The sequence below is a fragment of the Natronosalvus sp. KLKA75 genome, from assembly GCF_059736265.1.
The window spans coordinates 1,902,186-1,928,171 of record NZ_CM185522.1 but is presented as its reverse complement, the minus strand read 5'-3'; the positions used below and the strand labels follow the sequence as shown (position 1 = coordinate 1,928,171).

At 65.3% G+C, this 25,986-nt stretch carries 17 protein-coding genes; 11 read left to right on the top strand and 6 right to left on the bottom strand.

Annotation, left to right across the window (positions count from 1 at the left end; all coding sequences use genetic code 11):
* Positions 1-48: 48 nt before the first annotated feature.
* The 4 genes from AC6I65_RS09285 (at position 49) to AC6I65_RS09270 (ending at position 3,742) form a co-directional block, all read left to right on the top strand.
* Complete coding sequence (locus tag AC6I65_RS09285) at positions 49-1,095, top strand: Gfo/Idh/MocA family protein (RefSeq protein WP_497901630.1); 1,047 nt, start codon at positions 49-51, stop codon at positions 1,093-1,095.
* Positions 1,096-1,250: 155 nt separating this feature from the next.
* Entirely contained in the window at positions 1,251-2,219 is a 969-nt protein-coding gene (locus AC6I65_RS09280; RefSeq protein ID WP_497901629.1) for an aldo/keto reductase, read from the top strand.
* Positions 2,216-2,995, top strand: a complete 780-nt coding sequence (locus tag AC6I65_RS09275; protein ID WP_497901628.1) for a sugar phosphate isomerase/epimerase family protein — start codon at positions 2,216-2,218, stop codon at positions 2,993-2,995. Before AC6I65_RS09280 ends, AC6I65_RS09275 begins: the two co-directional genes overlap by 4 nt.
* Before the next feature lie 39 nt (positions 2,996-3,034).
* On the top strand, positions 3,035-3,742 hold the full coding sequence (locus AC6I65_RS09270; RefSeq protein WP_497901627.1) for a type 1 glutamine amidotransferase: 708 nt from the start codon (positions 3,035-3,037) through the stop codon (positions 3,740-3,742).
* Positions 3,743-4,022: 280 nt separating this feature from the next.
* On the opposite strand, the gene AC6I65_RS09265 is transcribed toward AC6I65_RS09270, so the two are convergent.
* Positions 4,023-7,808: a carbohydrate-binding protein gene (locus tag AC6I65_RS09265; protein ID WP_497901626.1), complete on the bottom strand. Its 3,786-nt coding sequence runs from the start codon at positions 7,806-7,808 to the stop codon at positions 4,023-4,025.
* 199 nt (positions 7,809-8,007) lie between these two features.
* Between AC6I65_RS09265 and AC6I65_RS09260 the strand changes: the two genes are divergently transcribed.
* From AC6I65_RS09260 to AC6I65_RS09245, 4 genes are all read left to right on the top strand, one after another.
* On the top strand, positions 8,008-9,606 hold the full coding sequence (locus AC6I65_RS09260) for an N-acyl-D-amino-acid deacylase family protein (RefSeq protein WP_497901625.1): 1,599 nt from the start codon (positions 8,008-8,010) through the stop codon (positions 9,604-9,606).
* A gap of 73 nt (positions 9,607-9,679) precedes the next feature.
* On the top strand, positions 9,680-10,414 hold the full coding sequence (locus AC6I65_RS09255; RefSeq protein WP_497901624.1) for a fumarylacetoacetate hydrolase family protein: 735 nt from the start codon (positions 9,680-9,682) through the stop codon (positions 10,412-10,414).
* Positions 10,411-11,637 (top strand): aminotransferase class V-fold PLP-dependent enzyme, encoded by a 1,227-nt coding sequence (locus tag AC6I65_RS09250; protein WP_497901623.1) that lies wholly within the window; start codon positions 10,411-10,413, stop codon positions 11,635-11,637. Before AC6I65_RS09255 ends, AC6I65_RS09250 begins: the two co-directional genes overlap by 4 nt.
* Positions 11,638-11,752: 115 nt before the next feature.
* Complete coding sequence (locus AC6I65_RS09245) at positions 11,753-13,240, top strand: sulfatase family protein (protein ID WP_497901622.1); 1,488 nt, start codon at positions 11,753-11,755, stop codon at positions 13,238-13,240.
* 124 nt (positions 13,241-13,364) lie between these two features.
* Here AC6I65_RS09245 and AC6I65_RS09240 read toward each other — a convergent pair whose 3' ends face one another.
* On the bottom strand, positions 13,365-14,186 hold the full coding sequence (locus tag AC6I65_RS09240; protein ID WP_497901621.1) for a PIG-L deacetylase family protein: 822 nt from the start codon (positions 14,184-14,186) through the stop codon (positions 13,365-13,367).
* 122 nt (positions 14,187-14,308) lie between these two features.
* On the bottom strand, positions 14,309-15,472 hold the full coding sequence (locus AC6I65_RS09235; RefSeq protein WP_497901620.1) for a hypothetical protein: 1,164 nt from the start codon (positions 15,470-15,472) through the stop codon (positions 14,309-14,311).
* 129 nt (positions 15,473-15,601) lie between these two features.
* Between AC6I65_RS09235 and AC6I65_RS09230 the strand changes: the two genes are divergently transcribed.
* Positions 15,602-16,828, top strand: coding sequence for a DegT/DnrJ/EryC1/StrS family aminotransferase (locus AC6I65_RS09230; protein ID WP_497901619.1), 1,227 nt, complete (start codon positions 15,602-15,604; stop codon positions 16,826-16,828).
* Positions 16,829-16,879: 51 nt separating this feature from the next.
* On the opposite strand, the gene AC6I65_RS09225 is transcribed toward AC6I65_RS09230, so the two are convergent.
* Both AC6I65_RS09225 and AC6I65_RS09220 read right to left on the bottom strand, forming a co-directional pair.
* Complete coding sequence (locus AC6I65_RS09225; RefSeq protein ID WP_497901618.1) at positions 16,880-20,605, bottom strand: heparinase II/III domain-containing protein; 3,726 nt, start codon at positions 20,603-20,605, stop codon at positions 16,880-16,882.
* 322 nt (positions 20,606-20,927) lie between these two features.
* The gene (locus AC6I65_RS09220) at positions 20,928-22,667 is read right to left on the bottom strand and encodes a family 20 glycosylhydrolase (RefSeq protein ID WP_497901617.1); all 1,740 of its coding nucleotides are present in this window, start codon (positions 22,665-22,667) and stop codon (positions 20,928-20,930) included.
* A gap of 192 nt (positions 22,668-22,859) precedes the next feature.
* Here AC6I65_RS09220 and AC6I65_RS09215 point away from each other — a divergent pair, with 192 nt between their 5' ends.
* Both AC6I65_RS09215 and AC6I65_RS09210 read left to right on the top strand, forming a co-directional pair.
* Complete coding sequence (locus tag AC6I65_RS09215) at positions 22,860-23,735, top strand: sugar phosphate isomerase/epimerase family protein (RefSeq protein ID WP_497901616.1); 876 nt, start codon at positions 22,860-22,862, stop codon at positions 23,733-23,735.
* Between the two features lie 57 nt (positions 23,736-23,792).
* Positions 23,793-24,974, top strand: a complete 1,182-nt coding sequence (locus AC6I65_RS09210) for a GNAT family N-acetyltransferase (RefSeq protein WP_497901615.1) — start codon at positions 23,793-23,795, stop codon at positions 24,972-24,974.
* A gap of 101 nt (positions 24,975-25,075) precedes the next feature.
* Here AC6I65_RS09210 and AC6I65_RS09205 read toward each other — a convergent pair whose 3' ends face one another.
* Positions 25,076-25,939 carry an SDR family NAD(P)-dependent oxidoreductase gene (locus AC6I65_RS09205; protein ID WP_497901614.1) on the bottom strand — a complete coding sequence of 288 codons (864 nt, stop codon included), beginning with the start codon at positions 25,937-25,939 and terminating at the stop codon, positions 25,076-25,078.
* Positions 25,940-25,986 lie beyond the last annotated feature (47 nt).

The following is a 25,986-nucleotide window of genomic DNA, read 5'->3' as shown; positions in this document are numbered from 1 at the left end:
CACCGGCACGCTTATAGGACGGTCGCCGGAACTACGACCCGTCACACCATGAGCGACTACACGGTTGGAATCGTCGGAACCGGGCCACACCCCGAGGACTCGGATCACGACGGCTACTCAATGGGTCACCGTCACGCACGGAGTTTTCGACGGGCCGACGGTTGTCGGGTGGCCGCCTGCGTGGATATCGTGGCCGATCACGCAGCCGCGTTCGGGGACGAGTTCGGTCTCGACGACGACCAGGTCTTCACGGACGTCCAGGCGATGCTCGATGGGGCAACCCCCGACGTCGTCAGTATCTGCACCCCACCGTCGACGCACGGGGAGCTGGTCGAAACGTGTGCCCGCCACGAGTCGGTGCAGGCGGTCCACTGCGAGAAGCCGATGGCCGAGACGGTCGGGGAGAGCCGGCGTCTCGTCGAGGTCTGTGAAGACGCTGACGTCCAGTTGACGATCAACCTCCAGAACCGGTGCAGCGACGCCGCTGGCGAGATCAAGCGGGTCATCGAAAACGGGGCGATCGGCGACCTCGAGCGCGTCGAGATCGGTCGCCAGGACCTGCTCCAGACGGGGCTTCACCACATCGACCTCGCGAACTACGTCCTCGGCGACGAATCGGTGGCGTGGGTGCTCGGGCAGATCAACTACCCGGACGAGCACGTCTGGTACACGAACATGCCGTCCGAACGCCAGGGACTCGGCATGTGGGCGTACGAATCCGGCGTTCACGCACTCTGCTCGACGGGTGCGGGTGCCGAGGCCGTCGGCCACCACACCAATCGCTTCGTCGGGACCGATGGCGAGATCGAGTTCCAACTCGGCGACGAGTATCGCATCCGAACCGACGGCGAGTGGCGGACCGTCGAGGTCGGCGGCGACGCCGCCCAGGACGCGGCCATCGTGACGCTCCTCGAGGCCCTCGAGACCGGCGAGGAGCCGATCATCAGTGGCCGACGAGCGCTCGGATCGACGGAGCTCGTCTTCGGTATCTGGGAGTCGGCGCGCAAACGGGGGCGCGTCAGCCTCCCGCTGGAAATCGAGGACAATCCGCTGGCTGCGCTCATCGAGTCGGGGGAGTTGCCGCCGGACGAGTGAGTGAGTCGAGCAAGTGAGCGACTTGAGTGAGTCGAGCGAGCGATGGCGAACGGTACCCCTCGAGAATCGATAGCCGCGAGGCGACACACCAGCGACCGACCGCGTACCCTGCCGCTCCCCCTATCTCTTTGGTGGCGGGGTCACAGTACCCACACATGGAGTACCGACGACTGGGCTCGACCGGGCTGACGGTGTCGCCGCTGTGTCTTGGCACCTGGCGGTTCGGCAAGGAGTCGAACGGGACGCTCGAGACGGACCGCGAAACCGCACACGACCTGCTGGATGCGGCCTGGGAGCAGGGGATCAACTTCGTCGACACGGCCAACAGCTACGGCGGCGGGCGAAGCGAACGCTGGATCGGCGAGTGGCTCGCCGACCACGACCGCGAGGACGTCGTGATCGCCAGCAAAGTCTGGTGGCGAACGCGCGGCGTGCCCGAGACGAGCCTCTCGCGAAAGTCGATCCGCTCGGAGATCCAGGACACGCTCGAGCGACTCGACACGGACTACCTCGACGTCTACTACATCCATCGATTCGACGACGGGACGCCCCTCCGGGAGACGCTGCGAACTCTCGACGACCTCGTCCGGGAGGGCACCGTCCGCTACCTCGGGGCGTCTGCAGGTGCGGCCTGGAAGCTGACGAAGGCGCTCTGGCAGAGCGACCGCGAGGACCTCGAGCGCTTCGAGATTACCCAGCCGCGATTCAACGCCGCCTACCGGGACGAGGTCGCCGAGTACCTCGACGTCTGTGCCGACCAGGGCCTGGCGGTCTGTCCGTACTCGCCCCTCGAGGGCGGTTTCCTCACGGGGAAGTACGACCGCGACAGCGAGGTGCCCGCCGGATCGCGGGGCGACCTGGACGGGTGGAACGACCGGTTCGACGAGCGGCAGTGGCGCGTCCTCGAGGCCGTCCGGTCGGTCGCGACCGAGACCGAGGCGACGCCCGCGCAGGTCGCCCTCCGGTGGTGTATGGATCGCGACCGATTCACCTGCGTCCCCATCGTCGGTGCCCGGACGGTCGGCCAACTCGAGGAGAACGCGGGGGCGATGGACCTGTCGGTGACCGACGACCAGCTGGAGCGTATCACGGACGCCTACGTTAACGTGGAGGGAGAGCGATGACGATCCGCGTCGGCCTGTGTACAATCTCCGCCAAGGAGCGCCCCCTCGAGGAGATCCTCGAGCTGGCCAGCAACGCCGGGTACGACGGCGTCGAACTCTGGGGCCGCGATCACGTCGGTGACGGCTCCGAGGCGACCTGCGAGCGGATCAACGAGGCGGCGAGCGCTCGCGGCCTCGAGATTGCCTCCTACGGCTCGTACCTGCGCTGTGGCAGCGACGACTTCGCCGACGACCTCGAGCACGAACTCGCGGTGACGGATCGCCTCGACACGGATATCATCCGGGTCTGGGCGGGCAGCCAGGAATACGGTGATCACGACGAGGACCACTGGGATCGAGTCGTCGCCGACCTCGAGCGACTGACCGAACGGGCCGCCGACTACGACATCGAGATCACCGTCGAGAAGCACAACAACACGGTCACGCACACCCGTGAGGGTGCCAGACGGCTGATCGAAGCGATCGACGACGAGCGCTGTCGCCTGAACTACCAGCCAGGCTTTTCGATTCCAGCACCCGAACTCGAGCGCGAGGCCCGGGAACTCGCGCCGCTCTCGAATCAGCTCCACCTCCAGACGACGCGCGAGCGAACCGAACGCGCTCGCGCCCCGCTTGCGGAGGCGTACTACGACCTCGAGGCGATCCTGGAGCCGTTCCTCGAGGGTGGATTCGACGGCTTCGCGAACGTGGAGTTCGTGACCGACGAACGTCCCTACCGGGAGGCGATCGAGGCCGACCTCGAGACTATCCGATCGATCGTCTCGACGGGACGGTAACGTATTTCCCCCTCCAGTGTTTCGTACCGGTCAACAAATATGGACGCACTCCGAGTCGCGCTGTTGAACGCCTCGTACCACGACGAGGCGACGGCGCGGAACTTCGATCGAGACGTACAGGCCAACCTCCGCTCGTTCGCGGTGGACGAAGGCGATCTCCCCGAGACCTACGACTACGACGCCGTGATCGTCAGCGGGTCGGGTGCGTCGGTTTACGGCGACGAACCGTGGATTCCGCCACTGCTCGAGTGGGTAGACGAGGCGATCGACCGCGACCTCCCCGTGCTCGGCGTCTGCTTCGGCCACCAGTTGCTCGCGCACGTCCTCGACGGCCGGGTCGAACCGATGGGAGAGTACGAGATTGGCTACCGGGAAATCGAACGCGTTGGCGACTCGCAGTTGCTGTCGGGACTCCCCGACCGGTTCCTGGCGTTCACGACCCACTCTGACGAGGTGACGAAACTCCCGCCTGGAGCCGAACTCACGGCCGAGAACGATTACTCGATTCACGGCTTCCGTGCCGGGCGCGTCTTTGGCGTCCAGTTCCATCCCGAGTACGACCGCGCGACCGCCGAGCGGATCACCCGCGAGAAGGACCTGCCCGAGGATCGAATCGCCGCCGTCCTCGATGGAATTACCGAAGAGAACGTCGTCACGGCGGCCGACGCCAAAGTGCTGTTCGACAACTTCCTCGAGTACGTCGAGACGCTGTCGGCTGATCGGCCGACGAACGAATCGCGAGCCTGACCGTTTTTCGAGCGATCCGCCGTTCCAGCCGAGCCCCGCTCGAGCACTCCGCCGTTCCAACTGATCTCCGCTCGAGCGCTGTAATGTTTCGACCGAATCCCACTCGCTCGAGCGCCGGAACACGAGACGACGTGCGAGCCAGATGCACCGACTGGAAGTCGGGAGGGGCTCGGCGAGGGTCGGGAACACGAACGCGAGGGAAGAAAATCGAGACTACGAACGTGAGAAGAGAAAATCGAGACCGTGAACGCGAGGACAGAAAAACGGGAACCGCGACCGCCTACTCCCGCGACCACACCGACGTCAACGGAATCCGAACGTCGTCGCCTTCCTCGATAATGTAGTTGTACCCGCCGTCCTCGAGCTGGTCGGGGTCGACGAAGTCTCGGGTGAACGTCTTCTCGCCGACGTCGACCGTCAGCAGGTTTCCACGCCCGTCCTCCAGGGCCTCAACCGGGTAGGAACCGTTCCCTCGGCCGCGCTGATCGCGACCCAGGACCGGGTTCTCGGGGTCGGGTTCGCCTCGCCAGGGGTCGCGCTGGTCGTTGTCGACGTAGACGAACCCGGTGTGGCGCTCGAGGAGGCTGCTATCGGCAGCAACCCGGATCGTCAGGTCGTTCTCGAGACTCATTTCGCGGGTGAAGTCCTCGACGGTGCCCCGGACGAACCCCTCGGCCTCCCGGATGAGCGGTGATTCGTCGAGGGGCTCGAGGTGTGTCCCGTCCTGGACGTAAGCGTACTCGGACTCGCCGTCTTCGACCGAGTAGAGGCCGAAGAAGCCCTTGAACTCGAAGGCGTCGTCGACGGTCAGCGTGTCGGTCTTCTCGAACGCGCAGACCACGTAGTCGGTGCGCCCGTTCGTCAGCTCGACCCTGACGGCGTGGCCCGGCCCGCCCGAAACCGGAACTTCCTCGATCGACTCGACAACCCGGTCGCCGTCGTAGTGTTCGATCACGGAGGTGTACGTCGTCTCGAGGTCCGACCCGCGCCGGTTGAGGAAGGCGTACCTGAGACTGGACTCTGGCGCGGCGCCGCCGGAGCTGTTCGGTGGATACCCGTTGGCCAGTTCGACGTCGTCGAAGTCGCCGAACGACGTAAGTCGCAGGTGAACGCCGTCGGCGTCGTCGTCACGCAGATTGAAGTGGTCCTCGACATCCCAGTCGAGGACGACCCGGTCTGCGGGGTCGTCGTCGCGCTCGACCTGATCGAAGTAGTTGAGCCCGGACCCCCGCGAGTCCGGCGACCGCGCACTGTTGTACGACGAATCTGCATACGGAACGCCCTCACCGGCTAACGTCCCGCCGTCCTGGGCCTCGAGATCGAGGCCCTCGGTGGAAAGGTCGGCTTTCGTCGTGTGGAAGCTGTAGCGGTGGTCGTCGCCGCCGGCGACGCGGAAGAAGTCCACGGCGTAGGAGTGTTCTTCGTCGACGGTGATCGACGCGGTCGTTCGCCGGTATTCGTCGGCTTCCTCGTAGACGTGGGGTGCCTCGACGTCGATCAGGTTCACCCGCTCGTCGTCACCCTCGAAATGTCGAGGCGTGCCGACCCAGTGGTGATCCTGGCCGCGCTCGTTGACCACGACCGTGTTGTGGCTGATCGTGTTGTCCGTGAAGAACTGCCGAGGCGGATAGGTGCCAGTGGCTTCCGGATAGCCGAGGTCTCGCGAGAGTTCCATCTCGTGGGCCGCGACGCCGATCTGTAGCGTGTCGCGGTGGGCGTGGGGGGTTCCACCACCGCCGATTCCGTTGCGGCCGTAGTACATCCAGAACGCGCGCTTCGCGTTCCCCAGTTCGGCCGCGTCCCGACGTTCGCGTGCTTCTTCGTCGAGCAACGTCAGGTAGTACAGCGCCATCTTGTAGCCCCCGGAGTCGTCGTTGTTGCCGACGCACTCGAAGCGCATCGTGTTGGTTCCCGCGGGCAACTCGAGCAGGTACGAGATGGTGTCTCGACCGCTGCCGTCGGCCATGAAGTCGATGGTGTCGACGTACTCGCCGTTGACGGATAGGTCGTAGATGCCGTAGGTACTGACGAACAGCGTCTCGAGCTCGAGTTCGTACTCGTCGGCGTCTGCGACGTCGAACTCGAACGTCCACCACTCGCCCGCCTGGCTGGCTTCGAACTGGATCGCCTCGTCGAAGCTGTCGTTGATCGGCGCGGAGGCCTCAGCGAACAGGTCGGACGTGTCGTAGGTCTCGCCGAAGGATTCGGTCGTGTAGTTCTCGCCATCCCGGAGGGCCGCAAAGCCGAAGCCGGCGAGGTTCTGGCTCGGCAGGTCGAGGGGTCCATCGGCGTCGATGATCGACTGGATCTCCTCGGCGAGTCCCTCGGGTTCGGCGTCGTAGATCGAGCCCCTGATTCCGGCCGTGGAGTAGCCGTTCGAGTAGTGCCACAGCTTGGCGAATCGGGAGTCGCCCGTCACCTCGTAGCCGTCCGAAATGCCGCTCTGGCTCATCTCGTTGCCCGCCGGGTGGTGGGTGTCCCCGAGTGCGGGCGAGAACTCGTCCAGAAGGAGGAGATCCGAGTTGATCTTGAGTGCGCTCTGGAACTTCGGATGCTGGTAGAGATCGGCGCCGTCGAACCCGTCGTAGCCTTGCAGGTTCTGGGCGACCTGCAGGATAGAGGACATCCGGATCCGGTTGTAGCCGAGTGAGCCCTCGTGCCAGTACCCATCGCGGTCGCACTGGTCGACGACCGGAGCGAGTACGTTTCCACCCGTCGTGTACCAGTTCTCGGGTTCCTCGTTCCAGACGTCGCCGTCGAAGTACTCGTTGCCGGGCTGGAATATCCACTCGATGGCCTCCCGCGTATAGCCGTTCTCGCGCGTGTCGTCGAGCACCCGGGCCGAAATTGCGAGTGCCGACAACTGACCCCGCCCAGGGGCGATCTGGGAGGCCTTCGCGGCCGGGAAAATCTCCTGGATGTAGTTCTCCTCGATGTTCTCTCGGATACGCGCGACCGAATCCTTGTCGGCCAGTCCGGGGTATTCGTCGGTCTTCCCGTCCAGGAAGCTCACGACTTCATCCGCGACGGACGGATCGTCGAGCGCGGGGAAGAACGCGTCGTAGGCGACCAGCAGCCGCCGGGCGAGGTTGCCCTCCCAGTGCGACCCGATGATGCGACCGGTCTGGCGGCCGCCGTGGCTGTTCCAGAAGCCGTGGGCGTTCTGCTGGTAGTCTGCAATCGTCATCTCGGGGTATACGTCCGCGATCCGATCCATGAGTACTAGCCCCGCGACCGCGTACTTCGATTCCTCGGTGAGCAGGTAGGCGTCGACCAGCGCGTCGAGAATCCGACGAACCCCACCGGGGCGCCAGACGAACCAGTGGTTGTAGTAGGCGACGAAGTTCCACCGATTGCCCTCGCCCATCCCGAGATCGTCGTTCTCGTCGACCCAGCCCCAGCCGTCGTCGACGCCCCAGCCTTCGCCCATCTCGGGATGTTCCTCGTTGACCAGCAACGAGTCGTCCGCGAGGTCCGGGTCGAACATTCCCCGGTCGTCCAGGCCGCTCTCGCGGTAGGCGCCGAAGTCGTTCGTCGGCACCGTCAACTTCCCGTCGCCGTGGGGGTCGTCGTCGTTCGTCTCTATCTTCCACAGGCGGTCGGTGCCGGGGTCGCTGTCGCCACCCAGGATGAGACGTTCGTTCGAGAGGCCACCACCACGGGGGACCTGCTGGGACGTAACGAGACTCCAGAGGCTGTCGAGATCAGGGCCGTACTTCTCGAGGTAGCTATCGGCCGATTCGACGGCGTTGTCGCGCTGGCCCGCCGCCCAGTCGTAGCGGTCGATGTTTCGCTGTGCGTTCGACCGCATCGCTTCGGTCCACATCGTCGGTCGCGTTTTGCGGTGATAGCGCTCGTCGTCTTCGGCTGCGGTGGCAGTACCCGCTGGCACCAATCCGGCGAGCAACCCGGCACCGGTCGCCGTCAGGACCGATCGTCGCGAGAGATTCGGATTCGTCGGGGGGTTCCGAACCGTGCCCAGCTGATCGATTTCCCATTGGTGGTCGTTACCCGTTTCGGAGGGGGACTCCTCACGCTCACGCTCACGCTGCTTGCGCTGTGACATCAAATAACACTCGGACTCGTAGGATATATAGATTTTCATTACAAGAATACATTTTTACGATAACACGAAAGGAAGGCTCACTCAGCGCGAGGACAGGTGGCCCGAGGCCGATCAAGGGAACGCGACTGGAGCCCACTCAGCGAGCCATTTGCCTCGTCCGAGCGGTGGATTTAGGACGCGGGCAACGAATTGGGTGAGCATGAGCTTCGATTTACTCGTCGAGAACGCCCGGATCGTCGACGGCACGGGCGCGCCCTGGATCCGCGGCGCGGTCGGCGTCGTCGACGGTCGCATCGACCGAATCGCGACGGCCCCCGACCACGGCCTCGACGCCGACACGCGGATCGACGCCGACGGGAGCGTCGTCTGCCCGGGCTTCATCGACGCCCACTCCCACTCCGACCTCGAGCTGTTCGCCGACCCCTCGCTCGCGCCAAAGACCCGGCAGGGAATCACCACCGAGATCCTCGGCCAGGACGGGTTCTCGATGGCCCCGCTCTACCGCGAGGAGGGGATCGGCCCGTGGCAGGAATACCTCAGCGGCCTCGCAGGGAGACTCGAGCGCGAGTGGTCGTGGAACTCCCTCGGCGAGTACCTCGACGCGGTCGACGACGCCGACATCGCGCCAAACGTCGCGACGCTCGTCGGCCACGGCACCGCCCGCTACGACGTGCTCGGCATGGACGACGTCCAGCCGACCGACGACGAGCTCGAGGAGATGGCAGCGCTCGTCCGTGAGGGCCTCGAGGACGGCGCCATCGGCTTCTCGACGGGACTCGTCTACACACCGCAGGTGTACTCGGAGACCGAGGAAGTGTCCCGACTCGCGGCCGAACTCGCGCCGTACGGGCGGCCGTTCGTCGCCCACATTCGCAGCGAGGGTCGCTGGATCTGGGAGGCCCTCGACGAGTTCGTCGACATCGGTGCCGAACACGACATTCCGCTCCAGATTTCGCACTTCAAAGTTACCGGCAGCGAACAGCAGGGAAAGGCCGACCGCCTGCTCGCACAGGTCGAAATCGCCCGCGAGCGCGGTATCGACGTCACCGCGGACCAGTACCCCTACACCGCGGGAAGTAGCATGCTGACGTCGCTATTGCCGCCGTGGGTGCAGTCCGGTGATGCCGACGCCCTCCGCGAGACGCTCTCGGACCCCGACCAGCGCGAAGAGATTCGCCGTGACATCGAGGAGTGGCGCATCGACGGCTGGGAGAACGTCGGCGGCAAGACCGGGTGGGACCGTATCGAGGTGACGAACCTCACCTCCGAGGCGTTCGGCGAGGAGGGTGGACGCGACATCGCGACCATCGCGACCGAACGCGACAGCACGCCGATCGACGTCCTCTGTGACGTCCTGCTCGCGGAGGACTTCGAGGCGTCGATGATCGCTCACGGGCTGATCGAGGAGGACGTCCGAACGATCATGCAGAGCGAGCGCGTCATGGTTGGCACTGACGGCCTGTTCGGGGCCCGTCCCCACCCCCGCGTCTACGGATCGTTCCCTCGCATCCTGGCGAAGTACGTCCGTCAGGAGAACCTCCTGTCGCTCGAGGAGGCCGTCCGGTCGATGACGTCGCTCCCCGCTCGAGCGATGGGACTCGATTCGAAGGGCGTGCTCCGTCCGGGCCTCGACGCGGACCTGGTCGTCTTCGACCCGGCGGTAGTCGACGACCGCGCGACGTTCGACGACCCGGAGCAGTACCCGCTCGGGATCGAGCACGTCGTGGTCGACGGGACACCGATCGTTCGCGACAGCGAGGACACCGGCGCTCGGCCCGGCGGCGCGATTCGGGCCTGAGTACCGGTTCGACCGGCCGATTACTGGCGGGATCGAAAGAACGTTGGTGTCTCGCGGGAATGCTCGAGTGACAATGCGAACTGTACGATTCAGCGACCAGACTGGCTACGCACGACGCGGCGAGTGGACCGACGACGGTATCGTCGCCGACGGCAAGACGTACGATCCCGACGAGGTGGACGTCCTCCCGCCGTCGGAACCGACGAAGATCATCTGCCAGGCCGGCGGCTACATGGACCACCGCCGGGAGTCCGGTTTCGACGACCGACCGGAGCGCCCAGAACTCTTCCTGAAGACGCCCAACTGTGTCGTCGCTCACGGCGACGCCATCGAACTGCCGCCCGGACGCGAGAGCGTCGAGTTCGAGGCCGAGTTCGGCGTCGTCATCGCCGAACAGTGTCGCGACGTCTCGGTCGACGAAGCGATGGACGTCGTCGAGGGCTTCACCTGCCTCAACGACATCTCGAACCGGGACGACCAGGCCGAGGAGCGCAACTGGGTGCGCGGGAAGGCCTTCGACGCCTCGCTCCCGATGGGGCCCGTGGTGGCCACACCGGACGAGGTGCCCGACGACGCCACCCTCGAGTTGCGCCTGAACGGCGAGACGAAACAGGAGAGCACCCGCGAACACCTGATCTTCTCGGTGCCGGAGTTAGTCTCGGATGTCTCCGAACTCATCACTCTCGAGCCGGGCGACGTCATCGCGACCGGGACGCCGTTCGGACCAGACGAGTTGAGCGAGGGTGACGTCGTCGAGGTCGAGTTCGAGGGCGTCGGTGTCCTCGAGAACCGGGTGATCGCCCGATGACGTTAGACGGGGACACGATCTACGACGACTTCGGCGTCCCACCGGTTGTCAACGCGACCGGTACCAAGACGCGGATCGGCGGCACGCTCATCCGAGAGGAGTCCCTCGAGGCGATGAACCGCGCGGCGGAGGCGTTCGTCCGCCTCTCGGACCTGCAGGCGGCCGCCTCCGAACGTATCGCCGAGGCGACCAGCGCCGACGCCGGCTACGTCACCAACGGTGCGAGTTCCGCGCTCACGCTGGCGGCAGCCGCGTGCATCGCCGGCGACGACCTCGAGGTCATGGCGCAGTTGCCCGACACCGAGGACGTGCCGAGCGAGATCGTGATGCCCCGGACCCACCGCAACGGCTACGACCACGCCCTGCGCGTCGCCGGCGCCGATATCGTCGACGTGGGGGCGAACGACTACACCCTTGGGACCGGGTCCGAGAACACCGAGCCGTGGGAGATCGAGGCGGCGATCACCGACGAGACGGTCGCGGTGGCCTACATGGAGAAACCCTACACGCGCCCGCCGCTCGAGACGGTCGTCGAAATCGCACACGACCACGACGTCCCGGTCATCGTCGACGCGGCGGCCGAGTTGCCGCCGACTGAGAACCTCTCGAAATTCGTCGAACAGGGCGCCGACCTCGTCGCCTTCAGCGGCGGGAAGGCGATCCGCGGCCCGCAGTCGTCGGGCATCCTCGCCGGACGCGAGGACCTGATCAAATCGGTCGCCCGCCAGCACCTCGACATGCACGCCTCGGAGCCGGTGTACGACCCGCCCGAGAGCCTCGTCGATGTCGACGACCTCCCCGGCGTCCCCCGACAGGGGATCGGCCGATCGATGAAGGTCGGCAAGGAGGAACTGGCCGGACTGATCGCCGCCCTGGACGCGTTCATCGAGCAGGACGACCAGGCGGTACTCGACGAGTGGCACGACCGCGCCGAGCGAATCGCCGGCCGACTAGAGGGGATCGGCTGTCTCGACGCCTCCCTCGCCAACGCCGGGAAAACCGACGCCGTCACGAGCGTCGTCGTGACCGTGGACGAAGAGCGGTCGCCGGTCGACACCGTGTCGCTGGTCGGGGGGCTCCGGGCGGAGAACCCGCGAATCTTCGTCGGTGCCGACGACGTCCACCAGTCCCAGTTCACGATCAACCCGCGGTGTCTCCCGGACGACCAGGCCGAGTACGTCGTCGAGCGGATTGCTGCTCACGTCGGTTCCGGGGCCGAGTAAGGGCGCCTCGAGGACGACCTTCGGGGGTCGCCCGACTCGAGACGTCACCGATGGACGACGACGTCGAGCCGGCAACAGACCAAACACCTATTCTCCTGGGTGAGAATCTCATCACATGCGGATACTGTACGTCGACGTCGATTCGTTGCGACCCGACCACCTCGGGTGTTACGGCTACCACCGAGAGACGTCATCGAACATCGACGAGATTGCCGCCGACGGGCGCCGGTTCACGAACGTCTACGCGTCCGACGCGCCGTGTCTCCCCTCGAGGACGGCGTTTTACACCGGTCGGTTCGGCATCCACACCGGCGTGATCAATCACGGCGGGCTGAACGCCGACCCGCGCCGACACGGTCCCGCACGCGGCGAACGCTACCCGCGGCGCTTCCAAACGCTCGCCACGATTCTCGGCGAACAGGGGCTGGACACGGCGATGATCAGCCCGTTTCCCGCTCGTCACGACGCTTGGCAGGTCGTCGAGGGGTTCGACGAACTCTACGACACCGGCGGCAACGGCTCGGAGCGGGCCGACGAGGTCTACCCCTACGCCCACGACTGGCTTACCGAGCACGCCGCCGAGGACGACTGGTACCTCCACGTCAACTTCTGGGACCCCCACACCGAGTACACGACGCCGCTCGAGTACGGCCACCCGTTCGCGGACGACCCCGCCCCGGAGTGGCCGACTGAGGACGTGATCGAGCGCCACTACCAGGGGACCGGCGCCCAGAGCGCACAGGACCTGTGTAGCTGGGGCGACAAGCGAGACGCGCCCCGGATGCCCCCGGACGTCGCCTCGCGCGAGGACTTCGAGACCATGGTCGACGGCTACGACGTGGGCGTCCACTACATGGACTACCACGTCGGGATGCTGTTCGACCTCCTGCGGGAGGCCGGCGTCTTTGAGGAGACGCTCGTCGTCGTGAGCGCCGATCACGGCGAGAACCTGGGCGAACTCAACGTCTACGGCGACCACCAGACGGCCGACGAACCGACCTGTAACGTCCCGCTGATCGTTCGCGGCCCCGGCATCGAACCGGGCGTCGACGACGAGTTTCGGTACCAACTCGATTTCCCGCCAACGCTCGTCGACCTCGTCGGCGGCGACGTCCCCGGGGGCTGGGACGGGCGGTCGTTCGCCGGATCCGTCACCGGCGACGAAATAGACGACGGAAGCGGCCGCGAACGCCTCGTGCTCAGCCAGGGCACCTGGACCTGCCAGCGGGCCGTTCGCTGGGACAACTGGCTGCTGATCAAGACCTACCACGACGCGTTCAAGAGCGACCTCGAGGACCTCATGCTGTTCGACCTGGCCCACGATCCCCACGAGACGACGAACCTCGTCGACGAGCACCCCGACGTCGTCCGCGACGGATTGAGCACGCTCCAGCGGTGGGTCGACGACCGCCTGCTCGAGGCCGCCCGTGGCGAGCGGGGCGGCAACCCCGGTGCCGAAAACGCCGTCACTGATCCGCTGTGGCAGGTCCTCCGCGGCAAGGGACCGTACTACACGTGGGACGCGCTCGAGGACTACGCCGAGCACCTTCGACGGACGGGTCGGGGCGAGCACGCGACGGCGCTGCTCGAGCGCCACGGCTGACCGTTCGAGACGTATCAGGGACCGCTTCCAGCGGCTCTCGGCTGCTTTTCAGCCACTGTGATGAATTGTAGATGAGGCAGCGCTCGAGCGTCGAGACCCGCTCGACCCCCTCGAAGCGTTGGAATCAGGGAGACACGAGATCCGAGGCGAGAGGCGACGTAAGGTCGCCGCCGTACTCGGACACCTCGAACGCCTCGGCGTACTCGATCTCCCGGCCGCGTTCGGGTCCGTGCTGCTCGATCAGGTCGTCGCGGAACCGATCTGCCGTCGCGCGCATCTCCGCGAGTCCCGGAATCGGGTCCGTCTCGAGCCACTCGCGGCGGTCGTCGGGGTCGTCGGGAACGGCCTCGAGTTCGCCTTTGTTGTACGGTAACCACTCGTACATCTGGGACTCGTGGCAGTCGAGTGCGTCGTACTTGCAGTCGACGTGTTCGTCGTCGATCGGGACGATTACGTCCGGCGTGAACGGGTACGGCCGCTCGAACGTGTCGAGCAGGTACGCGAACACGGGGTTGTCCTCGAGCGCCGGCGTCTCCGGGCATACGTTCGGGACGGTGACCATGTACGCTGCGTCTCGAACCAGTTGCGAGGTGTACCGGTGATCCGGGTGATAGTCGTTGGTCCGGTGGGTCAACACGAGGTCGGGGTCGTACTCCCGGATCAGCTCGATGACCGTCTCGCGGTTCTCGAGGGTCGGCTCGAGCCGACCGTCCGGGTTATCGAGGACGCGGTACTCTATTCCGGCGGTGTCGGCGGCTGCAGCGGCCTCCTGTCGACGTCGCTCGGCGAGTTCGCTCCCGCCCTGTTCGTGGTGGCCGCTACGGCCGTCGGTCATCGAGACGAACCGGACGTCGTGGCCGGCGTCCGCCCACGAACACGCCAGTCCGCCGGCGCGAATGTCGGGGTCGTCGGGGTGGGCGCCGATCACCAGCAGTCGTCTGGACATGGCTACAGTACGGCCTGTGGGTGACGAAAACGTTCCGGTCGCTCGAGGCCGTGGTCGGAGCCGAGTGAGCGGTCAAGGTAGAGGTGGCCGTCGATGCTCTGGACGGCGACGAACGCGTCCCGCTACGCGAGCGTCTCGCCGATCCACTCGAGGTGCGCCTCTGTCAGCAGGGAGTGGTGATAGATCGAGAGGCGGCCGTCGGTCGCCGACCGGATTCCCTCCACGAGGGCGGCCACCTGATCGGCTCCGGAGACGACGGCCGGATCGAGTGTAATACCGGCATCGATCGGGCAGTCGACGACGCGCTCGAGCGCCTCGATTCGCTCGCGGGCCGTCTCGGTCTCGGCGACGTAACACAGCGCGGTCACTCGGTCGAGGTGGGCCTCGAGGCGCGCCAGATCGACGCCCGCCGCGGGGAGTGCCGACGGCGCCTGGCCGTACGCCTCCATCGCGTAGTAGTTGAGCGGCGTCGATCTGGACGCCGTGGCGAGTCGCTCGATCAATGCCTCGATCACGGTCGCTCGGAACTCGAGCAGGTCGTCCACGAGCGGGTCTTGCTCGCGAAGGTCCTCTACCGGTGGAAGCGAGGCGTTTGGATCGGCGAGTGAAGGGCGAACGAGCTCCTGGACGCGCTCTCGCGCTCGCTCGAGGTCGACCCGGTGCGACGCGGCGGCCGATCGACAGCCATCGCAGAAACACTGCGAGAGGAGTACCGATTCGCTCTCGGTCGTCACCGTCTGACGCTTGTCGTGGCCGTACTTCGATCCGTGGTCGTGGAACGCGCTCGGGAAGCCGATCGACTCGAGCTGAATCTCGTCGACGCCATGGTCACGGATCGATCCGACGACTGCAGCGAAGTAGTCCTGTACCGCGGGGTGAGACGGACACAGCGAGTGGTCGTGGGCGTCGCCGAACGCGCTCTCGAACCGGTAGTCGGGGTTCGTCGATCCCAGCCGCGTGTTGTGGAGACAGACCGTCCACGCGTTGACGGCTATCCCGTGTTCGTGTGCCCCGTCGACGATTTCCGCAAGCGGATCGTCCCACGAGCCGACGCGGTTGACCGGCGGCTCGATCGGCAGATCGTCGAAGCGCTCGCCCAGGTCGAAGTAACAGCCGCCGCCGTAGGCGCGAAACAGGTCGTCGGGAAACCGGGGCTGCATCGATCGAACCGAGTGATAGTGGCTGGCCACGTTGACCGCGTCGATGCCGTGATCGCGGAGCCGTTCACAGGCCGATTCGAGTCCCTCGTGCTCGAGCGTCCAAGGATATGTCCAGAGTGCTGGCATGCCGCAACAGTCGAAGAGGGCCGGCATAAAGATGGGCACCTCGACCGTCGAACAGACCGGTGTCCTCGAACCCCAGCTAGTACCGACTCGCGGTATCTTTATGCCCGCACAGAAATGAGAGAGGTAACTATGGTCGAACTTGCCATCGACGGCGGACCGAAAGCAGCCGAAGCACTCTCGATTCCGGAGTGGCCACAGCCGACCGATACCTGTCGAGCGTATCTCCTCGAGGCGTTCGAGGGCGGCAACTGGTGTCGCGGACCGTGGATCGAACGCCTCGAGGACGAATTTGCCGCGTACCACGACGCCAAACACGCGATCGCCGTCAGTAACGGGACCGTCGCGATCGAACTGGCGCTCCGAGCCGTCGGCGTCGAGCCCGGCGACGAGGTGATTGTCCCCTCCTACTCCTTCATCGCGAGTGCCAGCGTCGTTCCTGCCGTGGGAGCGATCCCGCGATTCGCGGATACCGACCCCGAGACGTTCAATATCGATCCCGATTCGGTGCGCGAGAAGATCACCGACGACACGGTTGGGATCATCGGCGTCCACTTCGCGGGATATCCGATGGACATGGACGAACTGTTGCCGATCGTCGAGGAACACGACCTCTTCCTGATCGAGGACGCGGCCCACGCGCAGGGATCGGAGTGGCGCGGCCAGAAGGTCGGCACCTTCGGGGACTTCGGGACGTTCTCGTTTCAGGAGTCGAAGTCACTACCCAGCGGCGAAGGCGGCATCGTCGTCACCGACAACGACGTGCTCGCGGAACGAGCCCGGGTCATGCAGAACATCGGCCGTTCGCAAGGTGAGACGGGATATCGTCACTACAAACTCTCCTCGAACTCCCGGATGTCCGCGTTCCAGGCCGCCGTCGCGATCGGCCAGCTCGAGAAGCTACCGGAGGAGAACGAGCGCCGCGAAGCGAACGAGGAATTGCTTCTCGCAGAACTCGAGGAGATCGACGGAATTCACACGAAACCGCGAGACGATCGCATCACCGCTCGCGGCTACTGTCTGGAGAACGTTCGCTACGACGCTGAGGCGTTCGGTGGGCTCAGCCGCGACCGATTCATCGAGGCCGTGCGCGCCGAGGGCGTGCCGGTCTACGACGGCTACGAAGTGCCGATCTACAAGCAACCGGCGTTCTTCCGCGATCAGGTTCGGCGGCTTCTCCCACCCGGAACGGACGTTTCGGACTACTGGAACCTGTACCTTCCCGGTGCGGAGCAACTGTGCAGGGAGAACGTCGCCTACAGCCATCCGGTGTTGCTCGCCGACGAGGAGGGCATCCGGACGATCCCTGCTGCGATTCGAAAGGTGAAAGCCCACGCCGACGAACTCCGTGAGCGGTAAGATTGCCGACAGCCACGACGATCGACCCTTTGGAGATCGAGCGGACGTCGATTACTCTGCCGACCAGGTCGACGTCAACGGAATCTGCACGTCGTCGTTGTCGTCGATGATGTAGTTGTAGCCGCCGTCCTCGAGCTGGTCGGGGTCGACGAAGTCCCGGGTGAACGTCTGGCGACCAGTGGCGACCGTTACCAGGTTTCCGTTGCTGCCTCCGAGTGCCTCGATTAGGTAGGCGCCGTTGCCCTGGCCGCGCTGGCCGCGCCCCTCGATCGGGTTCTCGGGGTCAGGTTCGCCTCGCCACGGATCGGAGTCGTCGTTGTCGACGTAGACGAAGCCGGCGTGGCGCTCGAGGTGACTTCCGTTCCCCCCGACCCGGATCGTCAGTTCGTTCTCGAGGCTCATCTCGCGGGTGAAGTCCTCGACGATTCCCTGCACGCGACCGACCGATTCCTGCACGAGCGCGGGTTCGTCGAGGGGCTTGAGCCGCGTGCCGTCCTGGACGTAGGCGTACTCGGACTTGCCGTCTTCGACCGAGTAGAGGCCGAAGAAGCCCTTGAACTCGAAGGTGTCGTCGACGGTCAGCGTGTCGGTCTCCTCGAACGAACAGACGACGTAGTCGGTGCGCCCGTTCGTCAGTTCGACTTTGACGGCGTGGCCCTGCCCGCCCTCAACGACTACCTTCTCGACGTTTTCGACGGCGCGCTCGCCCTCGTAGTGCTCGACCGTCGAGACGAAGTCGCTCTCGAGGTCGCTTCCCTGTCGACGCAAGAGCGCGTAGCGCAGGAAGTCGGGGTTCCCGCTTCGGTCGGGCGGGTGGCCGTTGGCGAGGGCGACCTCGTCGAAGTCGCCGAAAGACGTCAAGCGCAGGTGGACGCCGTCGGCGTCGTCGTCGCGATGATTCCAGTAGTCCTCGACGTCCCAGTCGACGGCCACGCTGGAACCGGGATCGGTGTCGCGTTCGACGTTCGTGAGGTAGTTGAAGCCGCTTCCGACCTCGCGGTTGTAGTCGGTTTCCTCGCCGTAGTCCGGCTTCCGGATATCCTCACCCGCGTAGGTGCCGCGGTCCTGGGGGACGAGGTCGACGTCCTCGGCCGTCGCCTCGCCGACCTGTCCGTGGAAGCTGAACACGTGGTCGTCGCCGCCGGCGACGCGGAAGAAGTCCACGGCGTAGGAGTGTTCCTCGTCGACGGTGATCATCGCGGTCGTTCGGCGATACTCGTCGCACTGCTCGTAGGCCCGGTAGGCGTCCACGTCGATCAGGTTCACTCGCTCGTCCTCGCCCTCGAAGTGGCGCGGCGTGGCGACCCACCGTTCGTCCTGGCGGGACTGGTCGACCGTCACGGTGTTGTGGCTGATCGTCCCCTTCGTGAAGTCGTGTTTCGGCCAGTTACCGGTCCGCTCGGGGTAGCCGAGGTCCGGCGAGAGCTCGAGCCGGTGGGCTGCCACGCCGAGGTTGAGCGCGTCGCCGTGGTTGTGGGTGCTGCCGCCCGCGTCGATGCCCGTTCGGCCGTAGTACATCCAGAACGCGCGCTTGGCGTTGCCAATTTCTTTGGCGTTCTCCCAGTCCTCGCGTTCGTCCTCGCCGACCACCGTGAGGTAGTACAGCGCCATCAGGTAGTTGCTCGACTCGTCGTTCCTGCCGACGCACTCGAAGCGGAGATCGTTGGTCCCAGCCTTGAGGTCGACCGTATACGTGATGGTGTCGCGGGTGAACGAAGGGCTGTAGAAGTCGACGGTGTCGACCTGCTCCCCATTGAGGAAGAGGTCGTAGATGCCGTAAGAGCCGACGAACAGCGATTCGATCTCGAGGTCGTACTCGCCGGCTTCGTCGGCCTCGAACTCGAAGGTCCACCACTCGCCGGGTTCGTAGCACTGGAACTGAATGGCTTCGTCGAAGCTGTCGTTGACTTCGGTACTGGCGTCGGCGAACAGCTCTGACGTGTCGTAGGTCGTCCCGAACGACTGGTTCAGGTAGTTCTCGCCGTCCCGGAGCGCGGCGAAACCGTAGCCCGCGAGGTTCTGGCTCGGGAGGTCGAGGGGACCCTCGGCGTCGATAATCGCCTGTACGTCGTCGCTGAGGTTCTCGGGTTCTGCGTCGAAGATGGAGCCGTTGATCCCTGCCGTCGAGTAGCCGTTCTGATAGTGCCACAACTGGGCGAAAATCGGCTCGCCCGTCAGTTTGAACCCTTCCTCGACTGAGGGCTGGCTCCACTCGACGGCGGACGGGCCGTGCGCGTCGCCGAGTTGCGGGGTGAACTCGTCGATCAACAGCAGGTGCGTGTTCTGCAGGAGCGACTGCTGGAGTTTTGGGTGCTGGTAGAGGTCCGCGCCGTCGAACGCGTCGTACCCCCGGAGGTAGTCGGCCACCTGTCGAACCGAGCTGTGAGGGATGCGGTTGTAGTGTGGGGCCTCGATCTCGAAGTACCCGTCGCGGTCGGCCCGGTCGACCAGCGGGGTGAGGATGTTTCCGCCGGTGGTGTACCAGTTCTCGGGCTCTTCGTTCCAGACGTCGCCGTCGAAGTACTCGTCGCCGGGTTGGAAGACCCACTCGATCGCTTCTCGGGTGTAGCCGTCGGGTTCGTCGAGTGTGCGAGCGGCCTGTACGAGTGCGCTCCCCCCGCCGCTCGCGACGATCATGTTCGAGTTCTTATTCGCTGGCAGAATCTCGCGGTGAATACCGTCCTCGATGTTCTTTCGGATCTTCTCGACCGAGTCCTTGTTCGCCAGACCGGGGTACTCGTCGGTTTTGGCGTCGAGGAACGCGACGAGTTCGTCGTCGTCCTCCATGCCGGGGAAGAACGCGTCGTAGGAGCGGACGATTGGCCGCATGAGGTTCGACTCCCAGAACGCGCCGACCACCTTCCCTGTCTGGCGGCCGCCGTGGCTGTTCCAGAACCCATCGAGCGTGAACGTGTACTCGGTGAGGTCCATCTCGGGGTAGACGTCCGCGATCCGGTCGAGGAGGACGGCACCCGCCCTCGAGTACTTCTGGTCGCCAGTGTAGAGATAGGCGTCGGTGAGGCGGCGAACGAGCCCGAGAATGCCCCCGGGCCGCCAGATGTGCCAGTGGTTGTAGTACGCGACGAAGTTCCACCTGGTGCCGGCGCCGCCGCCCAGGTCGTCGTTCTCGTCGACCCATCCCCAGCCGTCGTCGACGCCCCAGCCCTCGCCCATCTCGGGGTGTTCCTCGTTGACCAGCAGCGAGTCGTCGGCCAGCTCGGGGTCGAACATTCCTCGGTCGTCGAGGCCGCTCTCGCGGTAGGCGCCGAAGTCGTTCGTCGGCACGGTAAGCTTCCCGTCGCCGTGCGGATTGTCGACTTCCGTCTTCATCTTCCAGAGGCGGTCGTCGCCCGAATCGTGGTAGCCGCCGAGGATCTCGCGCTGGTTCACCAGTCCGCCGCCGCGGGGGATTCCCTGGGCGGTGACTAGACTCCAGAGGCTCTCGAGGTCGGGGCCCAGCCGGTCCAGACGCGCGTCGGCTTCCGCGACGGCGGTGTCTCGTTGACTCGCGGCCCAGTCGTACAGGCCGATGTTCCGTCGGGCGTTCGCTCGCATCTCGTCGGTCCAGATCGTGGTTCGGGTCTTCGCGTTGAGCGCATCGGACTCCGCGGCGCCGACCGTCCCCGTGCTCGAGAAGAGCCCGCCGAGAATGCCGGCGCCCGTCGTCGCCAGCATCGATCGCCGTGAGACGTCGAAGGCGCTCGACCGTTCGATTACTGAATCCTGTTCCTCTCGAGACCGCTCGCTACAGTCCCGACGTGGCTTGTCATATGACATCCACCCACACGTTATTTTATAACACAATATAATTTTCGCAAACTATTGTATCGTTATCACATATCTCGAGTATATAAAACAGCCGTCTGCTCTGGCTAATGATTTTGCCGTTGCTCCCGGTTCTAATTTGTCAAAATCGATCTGGTGTACTCGTCGCGCGCCGATCGTTTTGCACCCGAATCCACTCCCCAGGGAATTTCGCTCCGATAGGGGCTCAAATTCGGTCGCGAGGCCACGAGGGGGCTCGGAGAGGACTTGAAGGTGCCACGAGGGAGCCACGAGAGGACCGCCGAAGGGACTACGAGAGGGACTCGAGGAGTGCTCAGGGCCGGTCGAGAACGCCCCGACCGTCTCGCTCGGCAACCTCGACCAGCCATTCGAGTGACGATTCGTACGCCGACGCGGTCTCGGGATAGATCGTCCGATCGGTCTCGCGCAGCCTCGAGAGCGTCTCGACCGCTGATCGGTAGTCTTCCTCGGCCTGGGCGGGCGTTCGATCCCGGAACGAACGATTCACGTGGGCGAGCAGCGTTCCGGACGGGCGCTTCCACCACGTCGGCAGAATCAGTCCGCCCAGTTCGCGATACACGTCGAACCCTTTCGGGACGAACGGGCCGAGTGCGTGTCGGGTCACCGACAGCGAGTAGGATTCCCGGTCCTCGACGCTCGTCGAGTTCCAGAGTCGATCCGCGAAGATTGGCATCGCCGACGGGAGGGCGCGCTCGAAGTACGCCCGCTCCGCCTCGTCGGACGGTTCCCACGCGAGCAGCCCCCCGCCGCGTACCTGCGACGCCCGTTCGTCCGGGACCGTCGGCCGACGCGTAGACGCCCACCCGAGCATGTAGTCCTCCGTGATCCAGCCCCGGACGTAGGCGGCGTGGACATAGGAGTTGATCACGTCGAACCCCTCCTCGAGGAATCGCTCCAGGCTGCACCCCTCGACCGGACCCCGGTCGGGTGCCGCGACGCGCCAGAAGTGGATCAGCAGGTCCCGGGGCAGGTCGGGTGACGCCGAGATGTCGATCTGGTCGTTCCAGACGATCGTCCGGCGGTCGTGCTGGGCGAGGAAGTCGTGGAGGTGGCGAACGAACGCGTAGAAGTGCTCGGTGTCCGTCTCGGAGCCGTCCGCGGCCATCTTCGCCTGGCAATCGACGCACTCGTTCCAGGAGTATCCCTGCATCTCCCACTCGTCGCCACCGACGTGCACGTACTCAAAGGGGAACTGCTCGATCACCTCCTCGAGCAACGTCTCGACGAACTCGACGGTCTCCTCGGAACCGATACAGATCGTCCGATCGGCGGGGTCGCCGTCCTCGACGGTACACCGGAGTTCGGGATACCGCTCGAGGAGGTGACTGGCGTGGGCTGGAACGTCGACTTCGGGAACGACGTCGATCCCGCGGTCGCCCGCGTACGTGACGAGTTCGTCGATGTCCTCCGGCGAGTACGCAGGGCGGGGAGTGCCGTCCGCATCCTGGTTCAATTTGGGATAGGCCGCGGACTCGAGGGCGTATCCCTCGTCGTCGAGCAGGTGGAGGTGGAGTCGGTTGTACTTCGCCCGGGCGGCCTGGTCGATCCGTCGTTTCACCTGCTCGACCGGGAAAAAGCCGCGGGCCGGGTCGAGCATGAACTCGCGCCAGGATGACTCCGGCCAGTCGTGGATTTCGCAGGCGGGCAGGGTCCACTGCTCGTGGCCGTCGCCCGCATCGACTCGTGAAATTCCGGTCACGAACGTCTGGCAGCCGTGTCGGAGGCCGTCAGCGGTCGCGGCTCGAATCGTTACCGTCCCTGCGTCGGCGTTCGCCTCGAGGACGTACCCCTCCGGATCGTCGACCGCGTCGGTGGGATCGTCCTCGAGGCGCAGTTCGACGTCCGCGTCGTCGGTTCCCCGCCGTACCGGGGCGTTCGTCTCTCGCTCGAGGAGCGTCTCGAACAGGGAGCCGACGACAGGGGGGACGTCCGCCTCCGTGGCGAGCGTAAACGGTGGCTCGAATCGGACGGTTCCGCTCGTCGCCTCGACGCGACGCGGTCGAGGAACGACGCGTAGCTCGGTCGCTGTCATGTGCTATCGGGTCCGATGGAGGCGAGGGTCTTAATCGTTTGTACCGCCGATCGTCACGCAATCGCTCGACCGAACAGGATGGCTGATCGTCACGCACCCGCTCGAGCCGCGACGCCTCGTTTCATTTTTGGCGCCGACGACGAACCGATACCGTGCCAGTATTTATAGTGACTCGAGAATACCGTACACCAGATGGCGATTCAACCAGCCCTGTTCAGCAAGGTTCTGCGTGACCAGAGCCTCGGGGAAGCCGTCGATCTGACGGCAGAAATCGGCTACGACGGGTTCGAACCGATGTGCCGGGCCCCCCACCTCGACGTCGACCGAACGACCGACGAGGTCGCTGCCCTCCGGGAACGACTCGACGATCACGACCTCGACGTCCCGTGTCTCGCGACCTATACGGGTGCGTACGTCGACAAGCCCCGATCCAAGTGTGAGGCCCAGCTCGAGGCACTCGAGCGATTCCTCGAGTTCGCGACCCTGCTCGACTGTGACCTCGTTCGGCACAATCCCGGCGGGCCGGCCCCGTGGAAGGCGACCGATGAGGACGTCGAGACGGCCGCGACGTGGTACCAGCGGGCCGCTGATCGGGCCGCAGCGTACGACGTCACTCTCTTGATCGAAATTCACGCTCGCTGGCTCTCCGAGACGGTTTCGGGAACGAAGCGGTTATTGTCGGCTATCGACCGGGACAACGTGGGCGTCATCCACGACGCCGGAAACATGTTCCTCGTCGGTGAGGAGTATGGTGTCGACTCGGTCGACCGACTGGGCGACGACCTGCGGCACGTCCACGTCAAGGACGAGCAACGGGTCGTCGATGCCGACGAATTTCCCGGATCGTTCCGCCTCGAGACTGCCGACGGTCTACAGACCTATCGACCCCGCCGGCTCGGCGAGGGAGAGGTCGATCACGCGCCTCTGTTCGAGGCGCTGGCGGCGGCCGAATACGACGGATTCGTCACTGCCGAGTGTAGCGTTCCCCAGGACGAACCCGGCGACGACGTCGCCATTGCAACGCACGAACTCGACCAACTCACGACGCTCATCGACAATGCCAACTGACAACTCCACGACCGACGCTCGTATCGAAACTGACCGACTAGCAAAGCGGTGGTCACGATGACTGACGCCGGCATCCCGCGGCTCGTGACTCCGGATGAGTTCTCGGAGATGATGGGCCTGCTCGATCGCTACTTCGCCTACGAGCGCGGTGGGATGCAGGCCAGCCTCCCGTTTGCATACGACTCGGACCACAGCGACCACCACGCGATCATCGTCGAGGACGACCGCATCGTGAGCCACATCGGCGCAGTCCCACAGACCCTCTCGACCGGTGTCGACGGCGAGACGATAGAGTGCTGGGGCATCGGCGGTGTCGCCACCGACAGACGGTACCGGGGCAACGGCTACATGAGTCAGTTGCTCGAGTTCTGGTTCGACCAGATGGCCGACGAAGACGTTCCCCTCTCCGATCTGAGCGGCAACCGCCAGCGATACGCCCACTTCGGCTACGAGAACGTCGGCACCGAGTACCAGTACAAACTCACCGAGCGATCGTTCGACGGCGACGCGACCGCCTCGGAAGCCGTCGTCGGCTACGAGGCCGACGCCCACCTCGAGACGCTCCACGAGATCCACGAAGCCGAACCGTACCGCGTGGTCCGTGACCTAGACGAGACTCGGACCGTCCTCGGACAGCGCGATCTGGAGACGTTCGTCTACGGCGGAAACGGCAACGGAGACGGGGGCAACGATAATACAAACGGCCCGGCGTACGTGAGCCTCACTCGAACCAGCCGCAGCCGTACGATCGAGGAGTTCGGCGGCTCGGAACGCGGCCTCGAGACACTGCTCTCGCACGTCCTGGCACTGCTCGACCTGAACGAACTGACGGCGTGCGTCCCGCCGAGGCACCCGCTCGAGCCGATCGTCTCTCGTCACAGCCGATTCTGGACGGCGCGCCCGCATCGAAAGTTCCGCATCAACGACCTGCAGGCCGTACTCGAGGCGTTCGAGGGGCAACTCGAGGACCGCTGGCTCGAGAGCGGGCGCTCCGACGAGGGAAGCGTCGAACTCGCCATCGCGGGCGAGCAGTCGGTTCGGATCGGCTACGGTCCCGACGGAGTGTCGGTCGAGCCCGGAAGCGACGGGCTGGAACCAGACGTCGAGTGCGAGCGAACGACGATGTCCTCGCTCCTGTTCGGCATGCACGACCGGTGTGCCCACCTTCGAGTGGGCGATCCGCTGCTCGAGACGGCCCTTCCGCTCAGGTTCTTCGTGTGGGCCTCCGAGCACGTCTGACGTTCTCCGAGCACGCCTGACGAATCCGGTCCGCAGCTCGACTCGACGCGGACTCCGTTTCGAACCCGTTTTTCGGCGCGACGACACGCCTCGAGGCGCGCCTACCGTTTGCTCGGTCGGGTCGGCGTCTCCTCACTCCCGAAGATTTGCTGCTGGAAGCTCCAGTCCAGGCCGGCGGTGAGTCCGCCGTCGACGACGAGGTGGGTGCCGTTGACGAACGAGGACATGTCCGAGGCGAGAAAGAGCGTCGCGTCGGCGACCTCCTCCGGCCGGCCGAACCGCCCGGTGGGGTACTGGTCGATCCACTGGTCGCGCTGGGTCCACTCGCCGTCGTGTTCGTCCGACGCGCGGCTCTCGCCGGTCTCGTCCATCTGGCCGCTCCGTCGGTCGGTTTCGATGGTCCCTGGACAGACGACGTTCGATCGAACGCCGTGACGACCGTACTGCGTTGCGATGAGTCGCGAGAGGCCGAGGACGCCGCTCCGGGCGGAGGAGTAGGCGATCTGCCCGATTCCGTCCAGGCCGTTGACCGAGGACATGTGGACGATCGAGCCACCGCCACTCTCGACCATCGGTGGGAGCACCTCCCGAGAGGTCAGAAAGAGCGACTTCAGGTTGAGTTCGACGGTACGATCCCACGCCTCCTCGTCGATTCGATGGAGGTTGTCGTCGTTGATCGAGCCGCCGGCGTTGCTGACGAGGGCGTCGATCCCGCCGAATCGCTCGAGGGTCGCGTCGACCAGCACCTCGATCTCGTCGGCGTTCGTGACGTCACAGGGGACGCCGACGGCGTCGACGTCGTACTCCGCGCGAAGTTCCTCCGCGACGGTCGTCACGTCGTCTTCGCTCCGCGAAGAGACGACCAGGTTCGCTCCCTCGGCCGCGAATCGGTCGACGATGGCTCGGCCGATTCCGCGCGTTCCGCCGGTGACGATCACCGTCTCGTCTGCGAGTAGTCCCGACATCGTACTCGAGGTATGCGATGCTATCGTCTTAACCGATTGGGTCTCGC